Source organism: Plebeiibacterium sediminum (assembly GCF_026013605.1).
GTDB lineage: Bacteria > Bacteroidota > Bacteroidia > Bacteroidales > Marinilabiliaceae > Saccharicrinis > Saccharicrinis sediminus.
Genome location: NZ_JAPDPJ010000034.1, coordinates 43,219 through 65,915, shown reverse-complemented (window position 1 = coordinate 65,915; position 22,697 = coordinate 43,219). Strand labels below are relative to the sequence as shown.

Genomic DNA, 22,697 nt, shown 5'->3' with positions numbered 1-22,697 from the left:
ACGGATTAACACAACTAGCTCCAGCTTACGATCTATTATCAACAAGGTTAGTCATTCCAGAAAAAGACGATCCAGAGGAGTTAGCCCTAACTATGAATGGTAGAAAACGAAAGTTTAGAATTGGTGATTTCCAACAATTAGCAAAGAGTCTAAAGTTAAAACAAAAACAGGTTGATAATATATTTAAGCGATTTCAGAAAGTGATGCCAACGGTTCTGGATTTTATAAATAATTCCTTCTTGCCTGAAGATAAGAAATCAGAATATAAAGAATTAATTCAAGAGAGAGCTAGCAGGCTTTTTACTTAGTTTTATTTCTAGACGATGAAAAACAGTTACTTTCTATGAAAAAATATTATTAATACGAGGTTTTTATGAAAAGTGATTACAAAATCGTTGAAATAACTTTAAAGGAAGTTGTGTTGTATTGATTTGAAATATAACTACATATGGCTATAGACTTAATTTGACACATAGGTAAATACTAAAAATAATACAGAATTGGTTTGATGCAATAAATAATAACTGTTTTCAATAAATATTGTGTATTTGAAATGAATAAATTATACCATAACGGGTATAAGTAGACCAATATAGTCTTATATTATACCCGAAAGGGTATTGAAAATGAAATTACAATACTCCAATCCAAAAGGGAAATAGTTATAATTCAAATCAATTCTATTTAACGTAATCATATCTATAAGACAATTATAAAAAAATACTCAATACACAAATTATCTCCATTTCTTGATACTACTGTTAACTATTTCCTGCTAGTAAATTAGTATATATTAGTACAAAAAAAGTTATTACAATAGCACTACTACAAAAAATTACATTATGAATATTTATAACTTATGTTACCTTAATGTAACATAATTGACATCTGTTTATTCATAATGTTCAATTGAAAATTGTATATACCAAATTTATGTATTTTTGAATATCTAAATTAGTATTATTCATTATTTCAAACTTCTAAATTTCGTATCTTCAATGACGAAAAGAAAGATCTAATGCACAATTTTAAGTTTCATACAATTTATATTATTATCCTCATATTAGCTTTTCAATTAAATGGCTGTATTGAAGAAAAATCTAATAAAATCATTATTGGATTTAGTCAATGTACAAGTAATGATCAATGGAGACAATCAATGAATAGTGAGATGTACAGAACAGCTTCTTTTCATCCAGAGTTAGAACTTATTATTAAAGATGCTGAGGGGGAAAACTGGAGACAAATAAAACAAATCGAAAACTTTATTGAACAGAAAGTTGATTTGTTAATCATCTCACCCAACCAGTCTGATCCAATCACCGATATAGCAGTCTCTGCATTTGAAAAAGGGATTCAAACAATCATTATTGACAGAAAAATAAATTCTTATAAATATTCCGCCTATATAGGAGCAGACAATTATGAAATTGGAAAAAATGTAGCTCAATATATTGGCACACTATTTAAGTCACCAAAAAAAATTATTGAAATAACAGGACTGGAAGGCTCATCTCCTGCCCAAGAACGTCATAGTGGCTTTATCGAGGGTCTAAAATCCTATTCACAACTTAAATTAGTATATAGTGAAGATGGGAAATGGGACCAATTAAATGCAGAAGAAATTACAAAAAATCTTATTGATTCAATTGATTTTGACGTAGTATTTGCCCATAATGATATTATGGCACTTGGAGCAAGTAAAATCATTAAACAAAACTCCAATAAAAACACATTTATCATAGGTATTGATGCCCTTCCCACTCTAGGATTAGATATGGTAGACAAGGGAATTATCAATGCCTCTTTTTTATATCCAACCGGAGGAAATGAAGCTATTAATCTGGCATTAAAAATATTAAATAAACAGCCTCATTATAAATTAAATCTTTTATCAAGTGCAATTGTAGATAACAGTAATGCTAAGGTATTAAATCTTCAGGCCGCACAATTGACCATATTTCAAAATCAGATTGAAAAACAAATACAAAACATTAAGGATCAAGAATTAAAATACAATAATCAAAAAACATTACTTAATACAACTGTAATCAGTTTAATTCTACTTGTTATATCTATTGTTGCATTATTTATTTCTTACCTATTAAAAAATAAAAAAAATCTTGAACTCGCAGAGAAAAGTGTAGCTATTCAGAAACAAAAAGATGCCATTGAAGCACAAAATGTACAGATTAAAAAAATGCATAAACAGATTGAAGATGCAACTCAAGCCAAATTAACTTTTTTCACTAATATTTCGCATGAAATTAGAACTCCGCTTACATTAATTAAAGCGCCATTAACCACACTTATGCAAAAAATCCCTAAAGAATATGAATCATTTAAATGGGATCTGGAATTAATTAATAACAATACTGATAGGTTATTAAGATTAATAAATCAACTTCTCGACTTTAGAAAAACGGAAACCGGCAAATTACAATTGGCTGTTTCAGAAAATGAATTGATGCCTTTTTTAAAATCAATCTATAACGTTTTTTTGCCATTAAGCCGACAAAAAGAAATAAACTTTACGTTATTAACCGACCAAAATGATATCAAACTATATTTTGATACCAATCTTTTTGACAAAGTAATTTTCAATATTTTATCAAATGCATTTAAATTCACGAATAAAAATGGATCAATAAAAATTAGAGTTACCTCATCTCATATTTCAAAAGTTGAAATTTGTATTACAAATTCAGGAGAACCAATACCTGAAGAAGAACAAAAAAATATATTCACTCGTTTTTATCAACAAAGTCATCATTCCCACATGGGTACAGGTATTGGTTTAAGCCTTTCTAAAGAATTTATTGAAATGCATAAAGGCAAATTAACATTAACCAGTAGTAAAGAAACAGGTAACACATTCTGTATTGAACTATATAAGGGAAGAGATCATTTTGAAGAAAAAAACATAATAGTTACTAATGATATAATTAATACAGTCAATACACCACCCTCATATTTACCTATAGATCACTCAGATGAAGATATTACAAAACAAAAAAATATTAATATCTTAATAGTTGAAGATGATGAAGGTCTGCAAGAGTTTTTAGTACATTTATTAAGCTCAAAATTTCAAACACAACTTGCTTCCAACGGTCAGGAGGCTCTTGAGATTATTGAGGATAATCAACCTGATATAATTTTAACAGACGTGATGATGCCTGTAATGGATGGTTTACAATTAACTAAGCAAATAAAAAATAATGAAAACACTAACCATTTACCAATAATAATGTTAACAGCAAAAACTCAAATTGAACAAAAAATAGAAGGTGTTTCAGTGGGAGCGGATGCCTATATTGAAAAACCCTTCAATCCAGATTATCTAATTATTAAAATTCAAAAAATTCTTGAATCAAGACAGATCTTAAAAAAGTACTTTCAAAAAAATCTATCATTACCTACGTTTAATGAAAATGAAAATACTTCATTGGAAGAAAAATTCCTTCAAAAAATAATTGCTGTTGTTGATAAGAATTATAATGACTCAGGATTTGGAGTAGAACAATTAGGCGAAGAAATTGGATTATCAAGAATTCATCTATACAGAAAAATGAAGAATATTGCAGGTCTGTCACCAAGTGATTACTTAAATAAATACAGACTAAGGAAAGCTGCTACACTAATAAAACAACATTCTGATTCAATTAACAATATTTCTTTTTTAACAGGATTTAATTCTCATGCATATTTTAGTAAAAAATTTAAAGAAGAATATGGCTTTTCTCCTTCTGAATACGAAAAAAGAAATAAATCAAGCCAATAGTCTTTACTTCCAGATACTTTTCATTTTATAAACTTCTATATCTTTTATGGAAGTACAGGATTTTAAATTTTCTATCTTAATATTGTAGTCTTTAGGAAAAAAGCGAGTTGTAGCAACATATTTCCCATCATTAATAAATAATTCTACAGATGTTCTGTCAATAAACATATCCAATTTTAATTGTGATTGGCTACCAATCGGAACATCTGATATAGAAGTAAATTGATCTCCTAATACATTTGGGTCACTTACTTTACGAAGAATTTCGATATATCCTTTATCTTTACTATAATCAAGATTCAATTGTTGATCAACACTTTCAAACAAAACAAGAGACATTCGATCTTCTTTTGTAAGATCAAATACTACATGAATCTCTAATGAATGACAGTTTTCCATTTCCCTTGTTAAAGAGTTATTTAACTCATCTAAAGTGCTGAATTTGATTTTAACTATACCTTTTCTTAATTTACTAGTCTCCCTAACTGGATTTTGGATAATTTCATAACCATTAGTGCTTTTTTCAAGATATACTTCACGAGGAAGAGACATCACTCCTTTCCATTTTTGGTTCGGGATCTGATTTACATAGTTCCAATTATTCATCCAACCAATCCAAATTCTTCTTCCATCTTTGTCAGGAATATCAGACCAACTATATGCGCCCCTAAAATCTTTGCCATAATCATTCCAACAGACATTAATGTATTTCTCTCTTAAAGCCAAATCAATTCCCCACACTGTCTCTTTTTCTTTATATTTAATTTGTTCCGGAACAAACTCCTCTCCATCAAAATCGCCAATAATACAAAGACCTCCCATGCCTTGTTTAATGGACTGATCACCAATATCAACCTTTAATATCCACTTTTTAAGTGTTGAGTCTCTGTTAACAGGTATCGCAAAAAAGTCTGGATTATCCCATAATCTACCTTTTTGCTTTTCTCCAACAAATTCGCTCATAAACGTCCAGTGTATTAAATCTTTAGAAGAGTAAAATGAAAGTTTCTGTTGATCTGCATTTGTTAATACCATAACCCATTTTTCATCAGGATTATACCAAAAGACTTTTGGATCTCTAAAATGCTCTGAACCAATATCCAAAACAGGATTAAACTCATATTTATGCCATGTCTTTGCCCTATCATTACTATAGGCTAAACACTGATATTGCCTATTATTATCTATTCTGGATCCTGTATAGATTGCAACTACCGGTGGATGAAAACCACCTCCTAATCCACTAGTATTATCTTTATCAACCACAATACTTCCGCAAAAAACCATTTCTCCATCAGTCTCTGATATGGCAACAGGTTGTTCTTCCCAATGTATTAAATCCGGACTTATTGCATGCCCCCAACTCATATGCCCCCATTCTATACCATGAGGATTATATTGATAATACATATGATACTCTCCGTCATAGTAAAATAAACCACTTGGTACATGCATCCAATTTTTCATTGGAGAAAAATGATATTGTGCACGATATGCTTCTTTATAACTATCGTTTGTATTACATCCTAATGAAAACAAGATCAACAAAAAGGAAATATAAATTATTATTTTTTGCATCATCTATTCAATATATATTTAATAAATGCAAGATAAAAATTATCGCCCTGACTTTCTATCAAACAGGTTTCTATTTCTATTACTTTTGTAACATTTAGATAATGCAATTTGAATATAAACTATTGACACAAGGGTTTTCTTTATTTTTCATACACTTGTGTTTCTGAATAAACTCCTTTATCTATTATTTCAGATCGAATATTCTCTGCTGTAATTACAATTGGTTCAATATAAACTGCAGGTACATAAAAAGCCCCATTATAAACAGATTTAACATTTATATCAGGGAGCTGTTTTTTGTTCAGGATACCTAAGGCTATGTCTGCTACTTGATAAGCTAGTTTTTTTAATGGATGTAACACCGTCATGTTCTGTTTTCCCTTTATTATGTTTTTTATTGCTCTTAACTCAGCATCCTGTCCTGATACAAATACATCTTCATACTTATATTTTTCAAGTAGAGATATTGCACCTTCTGAAAATCCATCATAACAACTAATAATGGCATCAGGTTTTTCTCCTGACAATGAAAGCACTTTTTTTAATTCAAAAATGGCGATTTCTTCACTCCATTTCTCAATATATGTTTTGTACAATACTTTTATATCACCTGAATTTACGTTTGAAGCAATTGCATTTTCTATAGATTCCATCATTACAGGAGCATTCTGATCATTCATATCTCCTCCTAAAATAATGTAATTACCTTTAGGCTTTTGAGACAACGCCATATTTATAATCTGACTACCTACACTTTTACTATTTCCACCTACAAAATAATCGAGTTCGCAATTACGAATTAACCTGACATAACCAACAACTGGTATATCTTTTTCATGAGCATCTCTTACAATCGCAGATGCAGTATTTTCATTAACAGCTATTAAAACCAACAAATCAATACCCTCTTTAACCATCTCATGAAACCGCTCTCTTTGCAGATTTTCATCATTTTCAGCCTGACGAATAACAACATCCACTCCTGCTTGTTGCACTCGTTCTTTAAAATACTCCGCTTCTCGAACAAAACGTTCTACTGCATCAGTAGAATATAAAAAACCTATTTTAACTTTATTATCAGATGTACATCCTTGCAGAATTAATATCATTGTCAAAAATAATGTCCCTAATATTTTCATGGCTCTTGATTTTTTATCTTACTTTTTATTTTTTCAATAAAGATACTTTCTACAGTACTAATCCTTATTATAGGCAAACTATAGAACTTTACATAAAAAACAAGGGTCACAATAAAATGACCCTTGCCCAACCTTATTCAAAACACTCTCTACTTCTACACTATTAGCATACAATGAAATATAGACATACTTCAAAAAGAAGCTACATATTTTCAATTGAGTAATAACCTCCATGATAATTCTTAATAACCAAACTTCCATTTGTAATCATAACATTACTCATTTCTTTATCTAAAAAAGAACCGCTCCAAATAACATTCCCGTTATTGATAAAAAACACGCTGACCCATAATAAAAACATATCATGTAGATCAGACACTTTTCTTTCTCCTGCATTTCTAGTTTTATTATTCATCTATGTTGACATATTAAAATTATAACCCTACTGATATTTTAAATCATCCGGTAATATTGGTGTTGCTCCGTGATTTGTACAAACAAAAGCAGATACTTCTACTGCTTTCTGATGCAATATGTTTAACGGTTGCTTATTTAAAATCCCCATTACCATGGTTGCAGTAAATGAATCGCCAGCTCCAATAGTATCAGCAACTTCAACTTTAGGTGTTGATACAAATGATTTTTCATTGTTTGTTATCAAGAAACTTCCTTCTGAACCTTTAGTTAAAGTTAATAGCGTCAAATCATATTTATTTACTATTTGTTGACATATTTCCTCTTCTGTTCCTTCCATTTCGAACATATCTTTAAAAATGACTATCTCCTCTTCATTAATTTTAAACACATTGGCAAATTGTAATGATTTATCAATAATTTCTTTTGAATAAAAATTCTGTCGCAAGTTAATATCGAAAACCTTTAAACATGTTTCAGGAACCATTTCCAATGCTTTCCAGATAGTTTTACGTGAAACTTCATTACGTTGTGCCAAAGAACCATAACAAATAGCATCAGCAATAGCAAGCTTTTCTTTTGCAACTTCAGTTAATTCAATATTATCCCAAGCAACATCTTCATAAATTGTATAATTAGGGATCCCATTATTTAACTCAACGCCAACAGTACCAGTAGTTTTTGTAGATACATAAAGACCATTCACAACATTTTCTTGATTAATAATTTTAGCAATCTCATTACCAAGATCATCATTTCCAATAGCACTAATAACAACACCTTCTGCGCCTAATTGCATGGCATGATATGCAAAGTTGGCAGGAGCACCACCTAATACTTTACCTCCTGGTAATAAATCCCAAAGTATTTCACCTATTCCTATAACTGTATACATGACTTTTTATTTTGTATTGAACTGAAGGTAAAGAGTTAAGAGCTCCCATTTACACCTCCAATATCTTATAATAATAATTTTCATTTTAATGAAGAGAGACAAAATAAATATGCCTCTCTTCATTGTCAAAATACCCCCGCATTTTTGACTAAAATAACAAACTAATCTACTAGTCCAAGTTCCTCCTGAATTTGTTCTAACGATTTACCTTTTGTTTCCGGGATTCGAATCAATGTGAATAAAAATGCAAGGACACTAAATACAAGGAAGAATCCAAAAGTAAAGCCTCCCCCCATTCCTCCAAGCATAAAAGGAAAGAACTGAACTACTAATAAAGTACATACCCAACTAATTGCAGTTGATACAGACATAGCAAGACCACGTATTTTGTTTGGATATATTTCAGATGTTACAACCCACATAACAGGAGCAAATGAAGCTGCAAAGAAAGCTATAAAACCAAGGATAGAGATAAATACACCTAAGCCATTAACGTCACCTATATAAAATGAAAATGTTATATAAGATAAGAACAATATCATGCCTGCAGCTCCCCATAATAAAAGTTGCTTTCTTCCTACTTTATCAATTAACCAAACTGCAACAAGCGTAAAAATAAAATTAATAATACCAACCAGTATGGATTGCAATAAAGCTGTATCTCCACCAACTCCAGTTTTTTCAAAAATCGTTGGCGCATAGGCAATAATTGCATTAATACCCGTAATTTGCTGAAATGCTGCTAAAAGAATACCAATAACTAATACTTTTCCCATATTTCCCTTAAACAGATCACTTAAAGTAACTCGTGTTGTATTAGTAGTTGACACTTTTAAACTATTTTGTATTTCTTTCAATTCACTTTCGGCTTCTGTAATATCAACAATTCTATTTAAAACTTTTCTAGCAGAAATTAAATCTCCTTTCATTACTGACCAACGAGGTGATTCCGGAAAACTAAAAATTGTCAGTAATAAAAAAGGAATTGCAAAAATAATTGGGCTATACAACATATAACGCCATCCATCATGCATTTCCACAACGCAAAAATCAATTACATAGGCTATCAAAATCCCAACCACAATTCCTAATTGGTTCATAGTTCCCATTGTTCCTCGAATAACAGGAGGAGTTAACTCGCTAATATAAGTAGGAACAACAACAGATACTGCCCCCACTGCAATACCCCCAATTAAGCGAGCGATCATTAAATGAATACTACTTTGAGCTGCACCACTACCTAACGCTGAGATGGTAAAAAGAACAGCAGCAATAATCAGTGCTTTTCTTCTTCCTATTTTATCACTAATTGTACCTATTGTAAAAGCACCAATTAAACAACCTGCAATCATAGAACTTACTACTAATCCTAATTCTGTATCGTTTAATACAAATACCTCTTTAATAAATGATACAGCACCAGATATAGCTGCCATGTTGACTCCAAATAACACACTTCCTAAAGCTGCTATAAATATTGCCCAATATAAACCCTTCTTTGTTTTCATGCTTATTGAATTACTAACAAAGAGTCTCAAAAGATTAATTTTGAGACTCTTTGTTATTAGATTTTAAATTACTTATTTACAACCTGATTAACAGACACATAAGAAGCTTCGATAACTTTGGCTTTACCAACTGAATTTAGCTTCATTGAGTTCCAGTTATCTTTTGGAAAAACCAGATTCGTCATTTGAAATTGACCCTCATTAATAAAAAGTTCAAGACTAGATGCATCCCAAAAGAGTTCAACTTTAATATTTTTTTGCTTGAAGGAATATCTTCCAGAAATAGGCACTGCAAATTCAGGACTAAAATCAATCTTTCCTGCATTATTCCTATCAAATTCAATCCTATTTGCTTCAATATCCAGCTTTATTCCAACATTTTCATTAAGGGAATTATTAAGTTGTATGCTAAAGGTTTTAGTTTCTGTGATATCGACCATATATGAGGCGTACCAAACCGTTCCTTTGACAGCCCCTTTAAAAACTTCCTCAACATTATCATTCAACTCTAGATTTTCAATTTTTTCAGTAGGTTTATCAACTAAAATTGAATCGAATTCTTTCACTGGTTTTCCAAACATTTCATAATGCCCACCCTTTTCAACAAGACTAAGTTCTCTTGGTAAAGTAGTTGCACTTCTCCATTTTTTAGTAGGAACAACAGTGGCATATTGCCAATTACTCATCCATCCAATAAACAATCTTCGTCCATCTTTTTGAGGGACATCACTCCATGTAACTCCTGCATAATTATCTTTACCATAGTCTAACCAAATAGGATCCATAGTAGAATTTTCATTTCTAAACTCATGACCATCAAATTCACCAATAAAATATTGCGTAGCTGAACCACCATTAGGTCCTCCTGGATTAACACTTACCAGCAACACCCATTTTTCAGTTCCATTTTCAGCTTTAAGCTTAAATAAATCTGGACATTCCCAAACTCCTCCATGTCCTCCTGTATTAAGTCCAAAATCAGACTCATGTTTCCATGATTTCAAATCTGGGGAAGAGTAAAAAGAAACATGATCTTTAACGGCTAAAGACATGATCCATTTTTGTCTCTCTTCATACCACATTACTTTTGGATCCCTAAAGTCCCTAATTCCAGGATTCGGAAGAACGGGATTACCTTTATACTTAGTCCAGTTTCGCCCTTTATCCAAACTATAAGCTAAGCCTTGATACTGAAAGTCATTTCTCCCTTCTTTTTCTATTGATTGAGAATGATAGGTATAAATAGCGATCATAGGGGGATTTTCTTTTGATCCAAATCCTGAAGTGTTTTTCCAGTCAATAACTGCACTTCCTGAAAAAATCCATCCTAATGAATCTGGATAAAGCCCAATTGGGAGATGTTCCCAATGCATCAGATCCGTACTGACGGCATGCCCCCAATGCATAGGCCCCCATACAGTAGAGTCGGGATAATATTGATAAAACAGATGATATTCACCCTCATAATAAACCATCCCATTGGGATCGTTCATCCACATAGAATCTGGAGTGAAATGATATTTAGGTCTATAGTTTTCTTTACAAATACAATTTCCCTCTAACTTTTTATTATCTATTTTTTGAAAACAAGCTGTAACTAATAAAATTGTTACAAACAATGTAATCATATGTCTTAGGTTCATTATTATAATTTTTAATAATTAATATAAACATTACCATCATCGCCATCAACAACAACATTTTCAGCTGATACACAATTGAATATTTCTGTAGTTTCATTTACATAGAAAACTCGATTACTTGTTTCATCAGAAAATAATAGATTACTAAAACGATTCCCAATACCTTCAATACATCTTATTGTTACTGGATTATTAGTTGTAACCCAATCGCAAGTAAAAGATGAACTAGAAAATAAATTTTTATTTCCTTTAACACGTATTACTCCATAATCTGATGTTTGATTTCTAAGCTGAGTTGATTCACTAGCAGCATTGCGTAACCAAAAAATATTATTACTGATTAAATTATTATCACCCTGAATTTCAAGCATCCCAACATAATAACTTTGAAAATTATTTGACGAAATATTATTTTTTGTGCAGCCTTTTAATTGTAAATTAATATCGCCATCAGGATACACATGATTCCCTTCAAAAACTAAATTTTCCTGATTAGTAAGATTTACAGTTATTCCTCCAGGTTGCGCCCCTAATTGACAATTTGATATTATATTTTGAATTCCATTATTCATGTAAATACTATTTTTACATTCAGAAATCCAACATTTATCTATAATCATTGCATCTGCAGCGTTTGCAGAGATACCTATATTCAAATTGATACAAACAACGTTTTCTATTCTTATTCCATCATTATCATTTATTATAGAAATACCTGTTCCCTTCGTTTGACTAGGAGTCCCTCCTGAAATTAATACATTACTTATTTTAATCCCAGAAATACGCCCAATATCACCTTTTATAATTTTGATACCAATATTTGAATTACCTAAAGTAAGTTTACTGCCTCCTCCTGGATTTGTGACGTTTTCATATTCTATATTACTTCTTAGACCCTCATTTACTCCACGTATTGTAACAAAGTTTCTATTAATTACAACAGGATTATCTAATAAAAAATTACCTTCAGGTACTACTATTACACCCCCATAATCAGGTAAAGCCTGAATTGCTGCAGCAAAAGCTACTGAGCAATCTGTTTGCCCATCACCTATTGCTCCGAAATCAGTTAACAAATAGTCTGCTGTATTTATTTCATTGGTTATTTCCTCTGTAACTTCTGTTATTTCATCACCACAAGAAGATATGCCGGCAATAAAAACACTAATCAATAAAAGATTCATAAAAGATTTCATTGGTGATTTTTTTTATAATTACATTAAAACAAATAAAAGTAGTTGCATATTTTTTGAGGATACAAATCATAATCGGATGAGAAATTAATCTCACCCGATATTTCAATTATTAATTGTTTTGCAAATAGGTAATACAACTTTCTGTGAAATTTTCTATATTCTCCTGATAAATGTTGACGCCTGAATTTTGATTCCATTCATAAGCTGCTAATCCTACCGCTACACACCTTCCAAAATAATCTTTTGAAGGAGCAAAATCAACAATCCCGGCACAGCAATAATCAGAAACCTGTCCCCATGTTCCGAGTACCGTTGCATCATTTTCTGCTTCAAAAGCTTTTACAACATTTGCACCATCCCCAGGAATACTATAACCAAAAGAGTTTAAATCCCACATTGAGTTATGATCCTCTCTTTGTCCTGGTCCTATGAAAGGAATTGCCGAGTGGTCAGAATAATAAGTATCATCAACTACAACATTATTATAAATAGGATGATCTGCTCTATTATAATCACTTCCAGAAAATGCATATCCAATATGTGCATTAACTAACCATACGTCATCTCCAGATCCCCCCTCTCCTGCACCTAAAATACCAGGCATACGATCCATTGAAATCCTACCCAAGTGTGGCAAATATCTCGTTGCATGGATAGATAACAATAAGTTACCTCCATCTTTCAAATAATTAGTCATTAAATCAAGAACATCGCTGGATAACAATTCTGCAGGAACTTGAGCATTTTCATATAATCTATCTCTATGTAGCCATAATACTTTATAATCTTCCAGATTTACTGCGCCTGTAGCGATATCAGCCACACTGATAACATTTCCTTCGGGATATTTATTAACGAACCAATATGCTGCAGCAATTTCGTCATCATCAGTAAGCTCATCAATATCAGCTTCCACAATTACAAATCCAATCTTAGTTCCAATCCATTCCTTAGGTGTTGGTACGTTAATGGATATAATATTGGAAAGCAATTCTCCATTAGTAGTCTGAGCCGAAATAGAATAAATTGTGTTCATTTCAACATTTTCAATAGTATAACTGGTTTCACTACTGTACACTGATCTTTCTCCATTTTTGCCATCACTGTATGTCCACTTTATAAGAATTTCGTTACCTGCGTTATTTTCGGGAAGCTCCCACGATAAATTAATTTCCAAATCCTTTTGATTCCATACTCCTTCAAAATTTTCAATTGCATTTGTACCTTCTTTAGTAAAAAACTGGGTAATACCTTGTGAAATTGAGCCGTCCAGATATAATACTTTTACAGTAATCGCCATTTCCACGTTGGGTATCACATTACTTAAAACATATGTAGTTGGATTACCACTTACTGTAATTGGGTCATTATCATCGACATAAATTTTAACAGATAATTCTTCACTTGATTGAGGAAGTTCCCATGTTATCAATAAATTTTCACCTTGTTCACCAATTGTTAAATCATTAATTGTTTCTTTTTGACTACCTGTAATTACAGGGTCGACGTCTTCACATGAAACTAAGTTCAATGTAATGATGATGGAAAATATATATATTAGATTCTTCATATTTCTGTTTTTTCAATTTGATTATTGTTTGTATAAATCACCAGCTTTATCAACTTCCTCTAATGGAATTGGTAAATAGGTTTCATCTGCAGAGAAACTTGCTCCAGATAAATAATCACGTTCATCTTCTTGACTAAAGTATGTATTTAACACATTCTCGGTCACTCCCCATCTAACTAAATCAAACCAACGATGTCCTTCCATTGCTAACTCTAAACGTCGTTCCATTCGTAAAGCTTGACGCGCATATGACTCGGTCCATCCTGTAGATGGATATTCTTCTATTTTGTAATTGGTAGTAGTGACATCAATGTCTATAGGCGAATAACTCTCATCGATACTTCTTTTCGCTTTTGCACGAACTTCATTAATTAATCTTCGTGCTTCATCTAAATTTTTATCCGCGCCCTCTATTAATGCCTCAGCTTTCCAAAGAAGCACTTCGGAATATCTAATTAACTTATAATCTAATCCTGATCCTCCCCATGGAAAACCCTGAACCATATTAGGATCATCTGGATCAATGGCAAATTTCTTTCCTGAAAAACCACCAAATGTTGCATCTCTAATCCATTTCTCGTTATAGGTATATCCTCTGTATGGTATACCAATACGCCCCATAGTAAAATCTAAGCGCGGATCTACATTTCCTTTATAATCTGAACCTCCTACATTTTCATTATTATAAGTATCAAACAACGGTAAACCTTTTGAATCAGTGCGAAAAGCATTTGCTAAATTTTGAGAAGCAATAAAAAAATCATCTCCATTTCCATATAAATTACCTTCACTCCATGTCATATTTAATAGATTACCCCAATTGATATTAGGATATTCCCCTGACACTGCTTCTCCAGAGAAAGGAATACTAAAAACAGCTTCGGCTTCTTGGTCATAATCCATCTTTGACATATCCAAAAAGTTATCATACAAATAATATTGGCCTTCCATCACATGATCTGCCCAGACTACAACATCTGAATAGTTTTTTAGCTCCATGTGCAATTTACATAGATAAGCTGCTGCTGCATATTTGTTAAAACGTTCTCCTGTATTCGATTCCGGAAGATTTTCCCAAGCAAACTTAAAATCAGCCTCTATCTTTTTAAATATTTCTTCTCGTGTTAATTCAAAGGCTCCAGTTTCGGAAGGAATACTTGCTTCATCGATATAAGGAATCCGCTCAAAAATCCGGATTAAATCAAAATAAAAATGTCCACGCATTAATCGCAACTCTCCTAATCTTACATTCATATCATCAGGAGCAATTGAGGTAACAATATTCATAGCTTGGTGCACCTTATTTATAGCATAATATTTATTCCGCCATTTGTTCAATCCTGATGCATTATCACTAGTTATATTTGACAATTCTAACTGAAGGATATAAGCTTCTGTACCTAATCCATCACCTCCTTTATAAGCATCATCTGATCTCACATCAAAAATCCAATTTGTAACAGGAGCTGAAAAGGACTCATTATTTCCAAAAAAATGTTCTCTTAATGCCGAATATGTCGCTTTCATTGCATCCTCAACATTATCAACAGTTAACTGATCTTCTGTGAATTGACCATAGGGCTTTTTTTCAAGAAATTCATCCGAACATGCTGTTGTCATTGCCATTGAAGCAACAAACAACAACTTAACTAATGTTTTACTATATATTACTTTCATGATTTTTCCACTTAAAATTTAATATTTACTCCCATAATGAAATTTCGACTAATCGGATATGGTGCATTATCAACACCTCTTAAAGATCCACCAAATGGAGCTATTTCAGGATCTAAACCTGAATAATCTGTAATTGTAAATAAGTTCTCTGCTTGTACATATAGTGACAATGCACCCAGATTTAATTTTTCAAGAATTGATGAATCGAACTTATAATTCAATCGAAGAAACTTTAATTTTACATATGAACCATCTTCAATAAAATAGGTTGATGCTCTTGTTTCATTATTTGTATTTAATAATGTAAGAGCAGGTACCGTTGCTCCTGTATTAGTAGGGCTCCATGCATCCAGAACAGAGATTCCTCTATTTGTTGCAACAGGTCCATAAGTCATAAAATCCAATTGCCTTTTAGTTGTATTAAAAATATCAAAACCAAGTTCACTGGAGAAAAAGGCTGACAAAGTAAATTTCTTATAATTTAAATCCAGGTTTAAACCACATGTTAAATCTGGATTTGGGTCACCAATTACAGTTCTGTCATCATCATTTATAAAACCATTATTATCCAGATCCATATATTTGATACGACCAATTCCTTTTCCTTGCTGATCAGCATGATTCCTTACCTCTTCCTCATTTTGAAAAATACCATCAGTAACGTATCCATAAAAAACACCAATAGGCTGACCTTCCATATTTCTAATATCACCTCCTGTATAATTTACAAGATTGTTCAGTTTAACTAATTTGTTTTTGTATTTACTGACGTTAACATTGGCTGCCCATGAAAAATCACCATACATTTTTGAATTATAACCTATATTCAATTCAAAACCTTTATTCTCCATATTTCCAGTATTAGTCCAACGTGCAGCATTTTGACCCGCACTTGCCAATACAGGGGGAATAGTTAACATATCTTCAGTATTCTTTGTATAGTAATCGAAGGTGATATTCAAACTATTATTAAATAACCCCATATCTAATCCTAAATTAGTTTGAGTTGTTGTCTCCCATTTTAAATCAGGACTCCCAGTTGTATTTATACTGATTCCACTGGCAGCATCATTCACATAAGTACTATATATCACATAATTATCAATATCAGTATTACCATTAACACCCCAACCAGCTCTTAATTTCAAATAGGATAACCAATTGGTTTGAGGGAAGAAATCTTCTTCTGTAATTCTCCATGCACCTGTGAAAGCAGGAAATACACCTGAATTATTATCTGAAGATAAACGGGATGTTGCATCACGTCGAAGTGTAGCTGAAACTAAATACTTATCTTTAAAATTATAATTTGCTTTACCAAATAAAGAATATAATCCCCACTCCGTAATACCACCTCCGCTACTTCTTACTCCAGAGGCTGCATCAAGCACCATAAAGTTTTCATCATCAAAAGAATAGCCTTGCCCACTACCTGATAAGCCCTCATATTTGTAGGCTATAGCTTCTGTTCCTAATAAAATATTAAAATTATGATCATTTAATTGTTTACCATACATGGCAGTATTAGTCCATGTCCATGTATCACCTTGGCCATACCCTCTATATACGCTATTAATATCAGATGTCTGTAATTTACGAGTGAAATCATTTGTGAAAAATTGAACATGCTCAATACCAATATTAGATTTAATACTCAAATCTTTAATTGGCTTAATTTCAATAAATGCATTTCCAAATATTCTCCAACTTTGATTTTTATCGTCTCGATTATTATATAACTCATGCACAGGATTAGCTATATCAGAACTTGCTATTGTTAGTGGATTGGTATAATCACCATTCAAATCTTTTACCGGGATTGCTGGATGTTGACGCATTGCATTATATGTTACACCTCTATCGTCTTGAGTAGTTACACCTCTATCAGTCCATTGCGCCAACATAAGGTTTTCACCAATTGTGACTTTGTCAAAAATATTAAATGTCGAGTTTAAGCGAGCAGAAAATCTTTTGTAAAAAGATTGATCAATTAATCCATCTTGATTCACATAACTAGTAGAAAATAACATCGACCCTTTCTCTGTTCCATTAGAAATTGTTAAGGCATACTTTTGATTCCAGGAAGATGAATAAATTTCATTCTGCCAATCGGTATTTGAGTAAGGAACCAAATTATCTGCATCTAGAAATTGAACAGGATTAGATTCTGATTCATATCCATAAAATGGATGTCCAACTGTTGTTCCATCATTTTTTTGTGCTGCAAAATATGCTTGCCCCCATTGATCTGCACTAAGAACATCAAATGTTTTAGCAATTGTTTGTAAGCTTGATGAAGCAACAAACTCAATATTTAATTTACCTTGTTTTCCTTTTTTTGTGGTTATTACAATCACTCCATTTGCGGCCCTGGCTCCATAAATAGATGCCGAAGATGCATCTTTCAATACCTGCAATGACTCAATATCATTTGGATTAATTGAAGACATATTTTCCGTAGTTGGTACTCCATCAATAACATATAAGGGTTGATTACTATTTACAGTACTCATTCCTCTAATTCGTATTTGAGTATTACCTCCACCTGGTGCACCATCTGTAATAATATTAACTCCAGGTGTTGTTCCTTGTAATGACTGAAGAACATTAGGTGTACCTGCTTTTTGAATCATATCAACATCTACAACAGAAACAGCTCCAGTTAAATCCTTTTTCTTTTCACTCGAATAACCTGTTACTACAATAACATCCAAACTTGTCAGTTGATCAACCATAGTAATAGAAAGGTCGTTAACAGGAGATGTTACTCTATAGGTAACAGATTCCATTCCAATAAAAGAAAGAGTTAATGTTGTCCCAGTAGGAGCTTTTATACTAAAAAGACCATTGACATCACTAATAGTTCCTGAATTTGTTCCTTCAATAACTACTGAAACTCCTGGGAGAGGATTTCCCGTTTGATCCAATATTGTACCTGATATGCTTACATCTTCCTTAACTTGTGCAGTTATTGGAATAAAAAAAAGCATAAACAAAGACAGAATTATATTCCTGAGAATTCTGCTTTTTAAACTGTTTTTCTTCATAACACTTCGATTTAGAATACTTAAATTAGATTCATCATTAAATTTCATGTAACGATTTCTTTTTTAACAATCGTTAATACGAATTTATAGTAGTAAACAGTCTTGCACTAGTAAGAAGGTTACAGGTTATATCAATATAGTTACATCATATAACGTGTTTGGTGTTAACTATGATTTATGTTACATGCATGTAACATTTTAAGTTAGTGATTATTTATATTTCTTTAAATATTTTTTAATATCAACATGGTTATAACTTATTTTTTTGCAAATAATTAAATACATGATTGGATATACTCCAGAAAATTTATTACTACACGGAGTTGTATAATTCATCTATTAAGTCTAAGCGCTCTGTTGTAATTCACTTTTAATAATCACAGGATCTATTGCAATAAAAATAACTGAAAATATGCATAAAGTAAAACTGCATAATACCAATAGGCAGGATAATTTAAAGTAGTACTGAACAAATTGGAGCGATCCCATCCACGTATCAAATTAACGTAAAAGATGTAGTTATATTTATTTTTTCTCTACCCCCAACAGCTATACCAATTCTTCCTAAAGATCTCCTTAATTATGTTCCTCTAGATGAAAATTTTGTGAGGATGATTTATTAATAAGAGGAAATACATTTGAATACCATCTTATTATTTGAAAGTAATATATGCTAAAAAATAGATATCCAAACGTCATTATTTAAATCAAAGATTAGACAAATCATCAATGATGATGTGAAAGAAATTATTATAAAAAAATCCATCTATAAGAATATATTTTCTTTTTTTAATCTTTGATAACTTCTAAGGAATTAAACTGAGAGGAATTGAATTGCATCGATTCTTTTCAACCTCCCCTTTAAAAATCTCTGATTTTGACCTTTCTGAGCAATGATATGATAGTAATGAATCCTAGCAGATTTTATGGCATTAAAAAGTGATTCTGACGGATATGAATTAATGGCATTAATCGTTTGTTTGCCGATAATTCCATCCAATTTTAAGTCAAAATCAAAGAAACGTTTTAATACCTTTTGGGTGCCACAACTTCCCCAATAACCACTATTGACACACCAATCTAAAATAATTTCTTGTAACGAGCCACAAACAATATAGCCTATATTGTATTTATCGCAGAAAGTATGCTTGTAAAATTGTTTGACTATTTCTATTAATTCAGGAATATCAATTTTTGTATTTCGTTTTGGCTCACCAAATTTCAATTTATAAGCCTCAATAGATTTCCAATCTTCCCAATCCGGATGTAAATTTCTTGCTACTCCCATGTAGGTTTCTCCACCTCGTTCGCTCTCTATGTTGGCATAATAGCCTTCGTGCATGCATACACCATCAAACCACTCATCGAATGTATTCAAAACCGTATAACAACAACTAATTACTATTTCCAGCTTGTAGAAAAGAGTGTTTATTTCGTTATGCATATTCCCACGGCTCAGCAAATGGAAACTGTTTTATATGTGGGAGAACACCGCAAAAAAACGATGCTCGACAAACTTTATAATCTTCCCTTGTTTTATCAGGAAGAATTTGATATTCCAATGGTAGAAGGTGATGCAGGTTGGTTAGTTTGTAAAGTAATTCTAAATCCGCATCACGAAGGAGAGAATTTTGACTCATTTATGGATGAAATTGTTGCAGCTTGGAGTGTTGACTGGGTATTAAAAACGGACATTGGATTTTTGAAGACAAACCTGATGAATTGCGTTCGGTGCATTACGTCGCTGGAGGTCAATTCTACACTATAGGCGAAGGCACAAAATTTAATCACGGACCGGGAGAAAATTAAGCAGAATCAGCTCCGAACAAATATATTGGAAGCCTAAACACACAGCATAAAATTTGTAAACAATCAGTTATGTAATTCATCAATCAATTTTTCGAAAAGGATTCCTCCTTTATACATTCCTTTAAGGACAGGATGAATTTTTTTGCCAAGTTCAGTTAAGCTGTATTCAACGCGTGGAGGAACTTCAGGAAAAACAGTTCGATTGATTAATCCATCTGTTTCTAATTCTTTTAGTTGTTTAGTCAGCATTCGTTCACTAATATCAGGTAAGAGTTTAACCAATTCGCTATACCTTTTATCTCCTTGAAAAAGGTGTAAAATGATAGTCCCTTTTCGTTTTCCTTTAACAACATTTATAAATGTATCAATCGGACAATAACTTTTTTTCATTTTTTTTACGTTTCGCTCTCATTAAAAACACACAATTCGGAACAAAATGTTCGCTCCTGTATATAATGTATGTTCTTGTTTATCTGAATGTAATACCTGTACTTTGTGCAAAAATAATAAAAGAATATCACTATGAAGAATCGTTCAACATTTAAAGCATTAAGAGTGGAAGAAGTAAATGGGAATTATACTACAAGTATAAAAGATATGCCGTTTGAACCACTTAACAAGGGCGAAGTATTGATTAAAGTAGATTACAGCTCACTTAATTATAAAGATGCATTGTCAACCATAGGCAACAAAGGTGTGACAAAAAACTATCCTCATACACCTGGTATAGATGCAGCAGGAATAGTTGAATCAAGCGAAAGTGAACTTTTTAAAGCAGGAGAATCGGTAATTGTTACCAGCTATGAGTTAGGAATGAATCATCCGGGTGGTTTTGCCGAATTTATAAAAGTACCTGAATCATGGATTGTTTCAATGCCCGAAAAGATGACTGCGACACAAGCTATGAAATATGGTACTGCTGGATTTACTGCTGCTCTTTCTGTTTACCGATTACTAAAAAATGGACAAAAACCTGAAATGGGACCAGTTGTAGTTTCAGGTGCATTGGGTGGTGTAGGTAGTATTGCTTGTCAATTATTAAACAAATTGGGATTTAAAGTGACTGCTGCAAATTACGAGTTAGCTGATGTATCTGAAATTAGGAGAATAGGAGCGCATTCTCAAATTGACAGAAATGTTTCGGATGATAATTCCAATAGGCCAATGTTAAAAACTCAATGGGCAGGAGCTATTGATGTTGTAGGTGGAAATACACTTACAACCTTATTAAAAGGATGTAACCCGTTAGGTAGTGTTACAACTTGTGGAAACATTGGTTCAGGTGATTTGAACATGACAGTATATCCATTCATTTTAAGAGGAGTTAGCCTTCTAGGTATTGATTCTCAAAATTGCCCAATGAAAATTCGCCAAATTGTATGGGATTTGTTAGCAGATGATTGGTCACTAGAGTTTGACTCAGATTTAATAAAAGAAGCTACGCTTGAAAGTTTGAAAACTTATATTGAATTGATGTTGGATAAAAAAAGTAAAGGACGCGTTATTGTGAAGTTATAATTCAATCATTACAGGCATTGAAGAATAGAATATGATATTGCAAGTCCTATTTGTAATCACATTGACAAGTGTGGGGCATTTACGAAAATTTAGTATTAAAAAGCCGCAATAGCTGATTAATACAATATCTTTAAAGAACTTGAAACAAAAATACGGAATTTATTCGGAAACATTCCGTAAAAAGATAATTTTACTGTTACCAGCCCAGGTGCTGAAATTGATAGACAACCCCAGCAATGGCTTTGAGCCCTCAATTTTTCAAGGCTGTTCCGCAAGCGGCTAAATCAATCGAGGCGGCTTTGCCAGATTGTGCAAATTCCTGAATCTTCATTGTTTTCTATTGTTGAAATGAGTTGACAAAGATAGTCCTTATAATGTGAATTTGGGTCATGTCAAAGGAAGAGCGCTATTTATTGCCAACGGTTCAATTGCCAGCCGCTAATCAATGCCTGTTATCTGTGCATGATCTTTTTGCCCAGCAAATCACACGGTAAAGTTGGAAAAATACGTTGCAATATTGCAACACACCAACTGTATCTACCTAATAGATAAATGAATGTATAATAAATGTAAATGGAGTTAATCGTTACTCAGTAAAAAATTGTTTTCGGTTAACTCCATTTTTCAATTCAGGTAGATTAGGTATATATGATTACATTTACTAGTTTTTATTTCAAGTGAAACAACAATTTTGCTACAGCATAATTACTGTTTTGTTTTGTTTTTTCATTGGCACATACAACATAGATTTTTCCGGTTTTCAATTACCCTTAACTGTTTAGCTTGTTTTATCTTTTCTTTTTGTACTGTTATATCAATCTGCTTTCCTGTATATGCTTCATGGGGAGTTAACCCATTTAAAGAGTTGTGTGGCCTTTGATGGTTGTAATCCTGGATTATCCATTCAATAGCCTAACAT

General features: G+C 32.1%; 17 protein-coding genes. 4 read left to right on the top strand and 13 right to left on the bottom strand.

Annotation, left to right across the window (positions count from 1 at the left end):
• The coding region (locus OM075_RS14535) for a HipA domain-containing protein (RefSeq protein ID WP_494515757.1) at window positions 1-308 on the top strand (308 nt) is incomplete at its 5' end.
• 710 nt (window positions 309-1,018) lie between these two features.
• The gene (locus OM075_RS14530; protein ID WP_301191255.1) at window positions 1,019-3,784 is read left to right on the top strand and encodes a hybrid sensor histidine kinase/response regulator transcription factor; all 2,766 of its coding nucleotides are present in this window, start codon (window positions 1,019-1,021) and stop codon (window positions 3,782-3,784) included.
• A gap of 3 nt (window positions 3,785-3,787) precedes the next feature.
• Here the strand turns inward: OM075_RS14530 and OM075_RS14525 are convergent, their stop codons facing one another.
• The 11 genes from OM075_RS14525 to OM075_RS14475 form a co-directional block, all read right to left on the bottom strand.
• The gene (locus OM075_RS14525; protein WP_301191254.1) at window positions 3,788-5,362 is read right to left on the bottom strand and encodes a glycoside hydrolase family 32 protein; all 1,575 of its coding nucleotides are present in this window, start codon (window positions 5,360-5,362) and stop codon (window positions 3,788-3,790) included.
• Between the two features lie 140 nt (window positions 5,363-5,502).
• The gene (locus OM075_RS14520) at window positions 5,503-6,501 is read right to left on the bottom strand and encodes a sugar ABC transporter substrate-binding protein (protein ID WP_301191253.1); all 999 of its coding nucleotides are present in this window, start codon (window positions 6,499-6,501) and stop codon (window positions 5,503-5,505) included.
• A 202-nt stretch (window positions 6,502-6,703) separates the two neighbouring features.
• On the bottom strand, window positions 6,704-6,916 hold the full coding sequence (locus OM075_RS14515; protein ID WP_301191252.1) for a hypothetical protein: 213 nt from the start codon (window positions 6,914-6,916) through the stop codon (window positions 6,704-6,706).
• A gap of 27 nt (window positions 6,917-6,943) precedes the next feature.
• Window positions 6,944-7,810, bottom strand: a complete 867-nt coding sequence (locus tag OM075_RS14510) for a carbohydrate kinase family protein (RefSeq protein WP_301191251.1) — start codon at window positions 7,808-7,810, stop codon at window positions 6,944-6,946.
• Window positions 7,811-7,971: 161 nt separating this feature from the next.
• The gene (locus OM075_RS14505; protein ID WP_301191250.1) at window positions 7,972-9,318 is read right to left on the bottom strand and encodes a sugar porter family MFS transporter; all 1,347 of its coding nucleotides are present in this window, start codon (window positions 9,316-9,318) and stop codon (window positions 7,972-7,974) included.
• 68 nt (window positions 9,319-9,386) lie between these two features.
• Window positions 9,387-10,961: a glycoside hydrolase family 32 protein gene (locus tag OM075_RS14500; RefSeq protein ID WP_301191249.1), complete on the bottom strand. Its 1,575-nt coding sequence runs from the start codon at window positions 10,959-10,961 to the stop codon at window positions 9,387-9,389.
• Window positions 10,962-10,972: 11 nt separating this feature from the next.
• On the bottom strand, window positions 10,973-12,157 hold the full coding sequence (locus tag OM075_RS14495; RefSeq protein WP_301191248.1) for a glycosyl hydrolase family 28-related protein: 1,185 nt from the start codon (window positions 12,155-12,157) through the stop codon (window positions 10,973-10,975).
• A gap of 109 nt (window positions 12,158-12,266) precedes the next feature.
• Window positions 12,267-13,727: a DUF4960 domain-containing protein gene (locus OM075_RS14490; RefSeq protein WP_301191247.1), complete on the bottom strand. Its 1,461-nt coding sequence runs from the start codon at window positions 13,725-13,727 to the stop codon at window positions 12,267-12,269.
• Between the two features lie 21 nt (window positions 13,728-13,748).
• Window positions 13,749-15,404 carry a RagB/SusD family nutrient uptake outer membrane protein gene (locus tag OM075_RS14485; protein WP_301191246.1) on the bottom strand — a complete coding sequence of 552 codons (1,656 nt, stop codon included), beginning with the start codon at window positions 15,402-15,404 and terminating at the stop codon, window positions 13,749-13,751.
• An 11-nt stretch (window positions 15,405-15,415) separates the two neighbouring features.
• A complete protein-coding gene (locus tag OM075_RS14480) occupies window positions 15,416-18,451 on the bottom strand; it encodes a SusC/RagA family TonB-linked outer membrane protein (protein ID WP_301191245.1) in 3,036 nt (1,011 codons plus the stop codon).
• An 814-nt stretch (window positions 18,452-19,265) separates the two neighbouring features.
• Window positions 19,266-19,895 (bottom strand): glycosyl hydrolase 108 family protein, encoded by a 630-nt coding sequence (locus tag OM075_RS14475; RefSeq protein ID WP_301191244.1) that lies wholly within the window; start codon window positions 19,893-19,895, stop codon window positions 19,266-19,268.
• Between OM075_RS14475 and OM075_RS14470 the strand changes: the two genes are divergently transcribed.
• Complete coding sequence (locus OM075_RS14470) at window positions 19,890-20,219, top strand: hypothetical protein (RefSeq protein WP_301191243.1); 330 nt, start codon at window positions 19,890-19,892, stop codon at window positions 20,217-20,219. The genes OM075_RS14475 and OM075_RS14470 overlap by 6 nt on opposite strands.
• 104 nt (window positions 20,220-20,323) lie before the next feature.
• Here OM075_RS14470 and OM075_RS14465 read toward each other — a convergent pair whose 3' ends face one another.
• A complete protein-coding gene (locus OM075_RS14465) occupies window positions 20,324-20,650 on the bottom strand; it encodes a winged helix-turn-helix transcriptional regulator (protein WP_301191242.1) in 327 nt (108 codons plus the stop codon).
• A 132-nt stretch (window positions 20,651-20,782) separates the two neighbouring features.
• On the opposite strand from OM075_RS14465, the gene OM075_RS14460 reads away from it, so the two are divergent.
• Window positions 20,783-21,778, top strand: coding sequence for a YhdH/YhfP family quinone oxidoreductase (locus tag OM075_RS14460; protein ID WP_301191241.1), 996 nt, complete (start codon window positions 20,783-20,785; stop codon window positions 21,776-21,778).
• Between the two features lie 726 nt (window positions 21,779-22,504).
• Here the strand turns inward: OM075_RS14460 and OM075_RS26100 are convergent.
• Complete coding sequence (locus OM075_RS26100; protein WP_363321620.1) at window positions 22,505-22,687, bottom strand: integrase core domain-containing protein; 183 nt, start codon at window positions 22,685-22,687, stop codon at window positions 22,505-22,507.
• Window positions 22,688-22,697 lie beyond the last annotated feature (10 nt).

What these genes read in the sequence shown, in the direction of transcription:
- OM075_RS14495 (WP_301191248.1), bottom strand. Translation starts at nt 12,157, where the DNA reads ATGAAATCTTTTATGAATCTTTTATTGATTAGTGTTTTTATTGCCGGC.
- OM075_RS14470 (WP_301191243.1), top strand. Translation starts at nt 19,890, where the DNA reads ATGCATATTCCCACGGCTCAGCAAATGGAAACTGTTTTATATGTGGGA.
- OM075_RS14515 (WP_301191252.1), bottom strand. Translation starts at nt 6,916, where the DNA reads ATGAATAATAAAACTAGAAATGCAGGAGAAAGAAAAGTGTCTGATCTA.
- OM075_RS14520 (WP_301191253.1), bottom strand. Translation starts at nt 6,501, where the DNA reads ATGAAAATATTAGGGACATTATTTTTGACAATGATATTAATTCTGCAA.
- OM075_RS14475 (WP_301191244.1), bottom strand. Translation starts at nt 19,895, where the DNA reads ATGCATAACGAAATAAACACTCTTTTCTACAAGCTGGAAATAGTAATT.
- OM075_RS14530 (WP_301191255.1), top strand. Translation starts at nt 1,019, where the DNA reads ATGCACAATTTTAAGTTTCATACAATTTATATTATTATCCTCATATTA.
- OM075_RS14460 (WP_301191241.1), top strand. Translation starts at nt 20,783, where the DNA reads ATGAAGAATCGTTCAACATTTAAAGCATTAAGAGTGGAAGAAGTAAAT.
- OM075_RS14505 (WP_301191250.1), bottom strand. Translation starts at nt 9,318, where the DNA reads ATGAAAACAAAGAAGGGTTTATATTGGGCAATATTTATAGCAGCTTTA.
- OM075_RS14500 (WP_301191249.1), bottom strand. Translation starts at nt 10,961, where the DNA reads ATGAACCTAAGACATATGATTACATTGTTTGTAACAATTTTATTAGTT.
- OM075_RS14485 (WP_301191246.1), bottom strand. Translation starts at nt 15,404, where the DNA reads ATGAAAGTAATATATAGTAAAACATTAGTTAAGTTGTTGTTTGTTGCT.
- OM075_RS14490 (WP_301191247.1), bottom strand. Translation starts at nt 13,727, where the DNA reads ATGAAGAATCTAATATATATATTTTCCATCATCATTACATTGAACTTA.
- OM075_RS14525 (WP_301191254.1), bottom strand. Translation starts at nt 5,362, where the DNA reads ATGCAAAAAATAATAATTTATATTTCCTTTTTGTTGATCTTGTTTTCA.
- OM075_RS14465 (WP_301191242.1), bottom strand. Translation starts at nt 20,650, where the DNA reads ATGAAAAAAAGTTATTGTCCGATTGATACATTTATAAATGTTGTTAAA.
- OM075_RS14480 (WP_301191245.1), bottom strand. Translation starts at nt 18,451, where the DNA reads ATGAAGAAAAACAGTTTAAAAAGCAGAATTCTCAGGAATATAATTCTG.
- OM075_RS14510 (WP_301191251.1), bottom strand. Translation starts at nt 7,810, where the DNA reads ATGTATACAGTTATAGGAATAGGTGAAATACTTTGGGATTTATTACCA.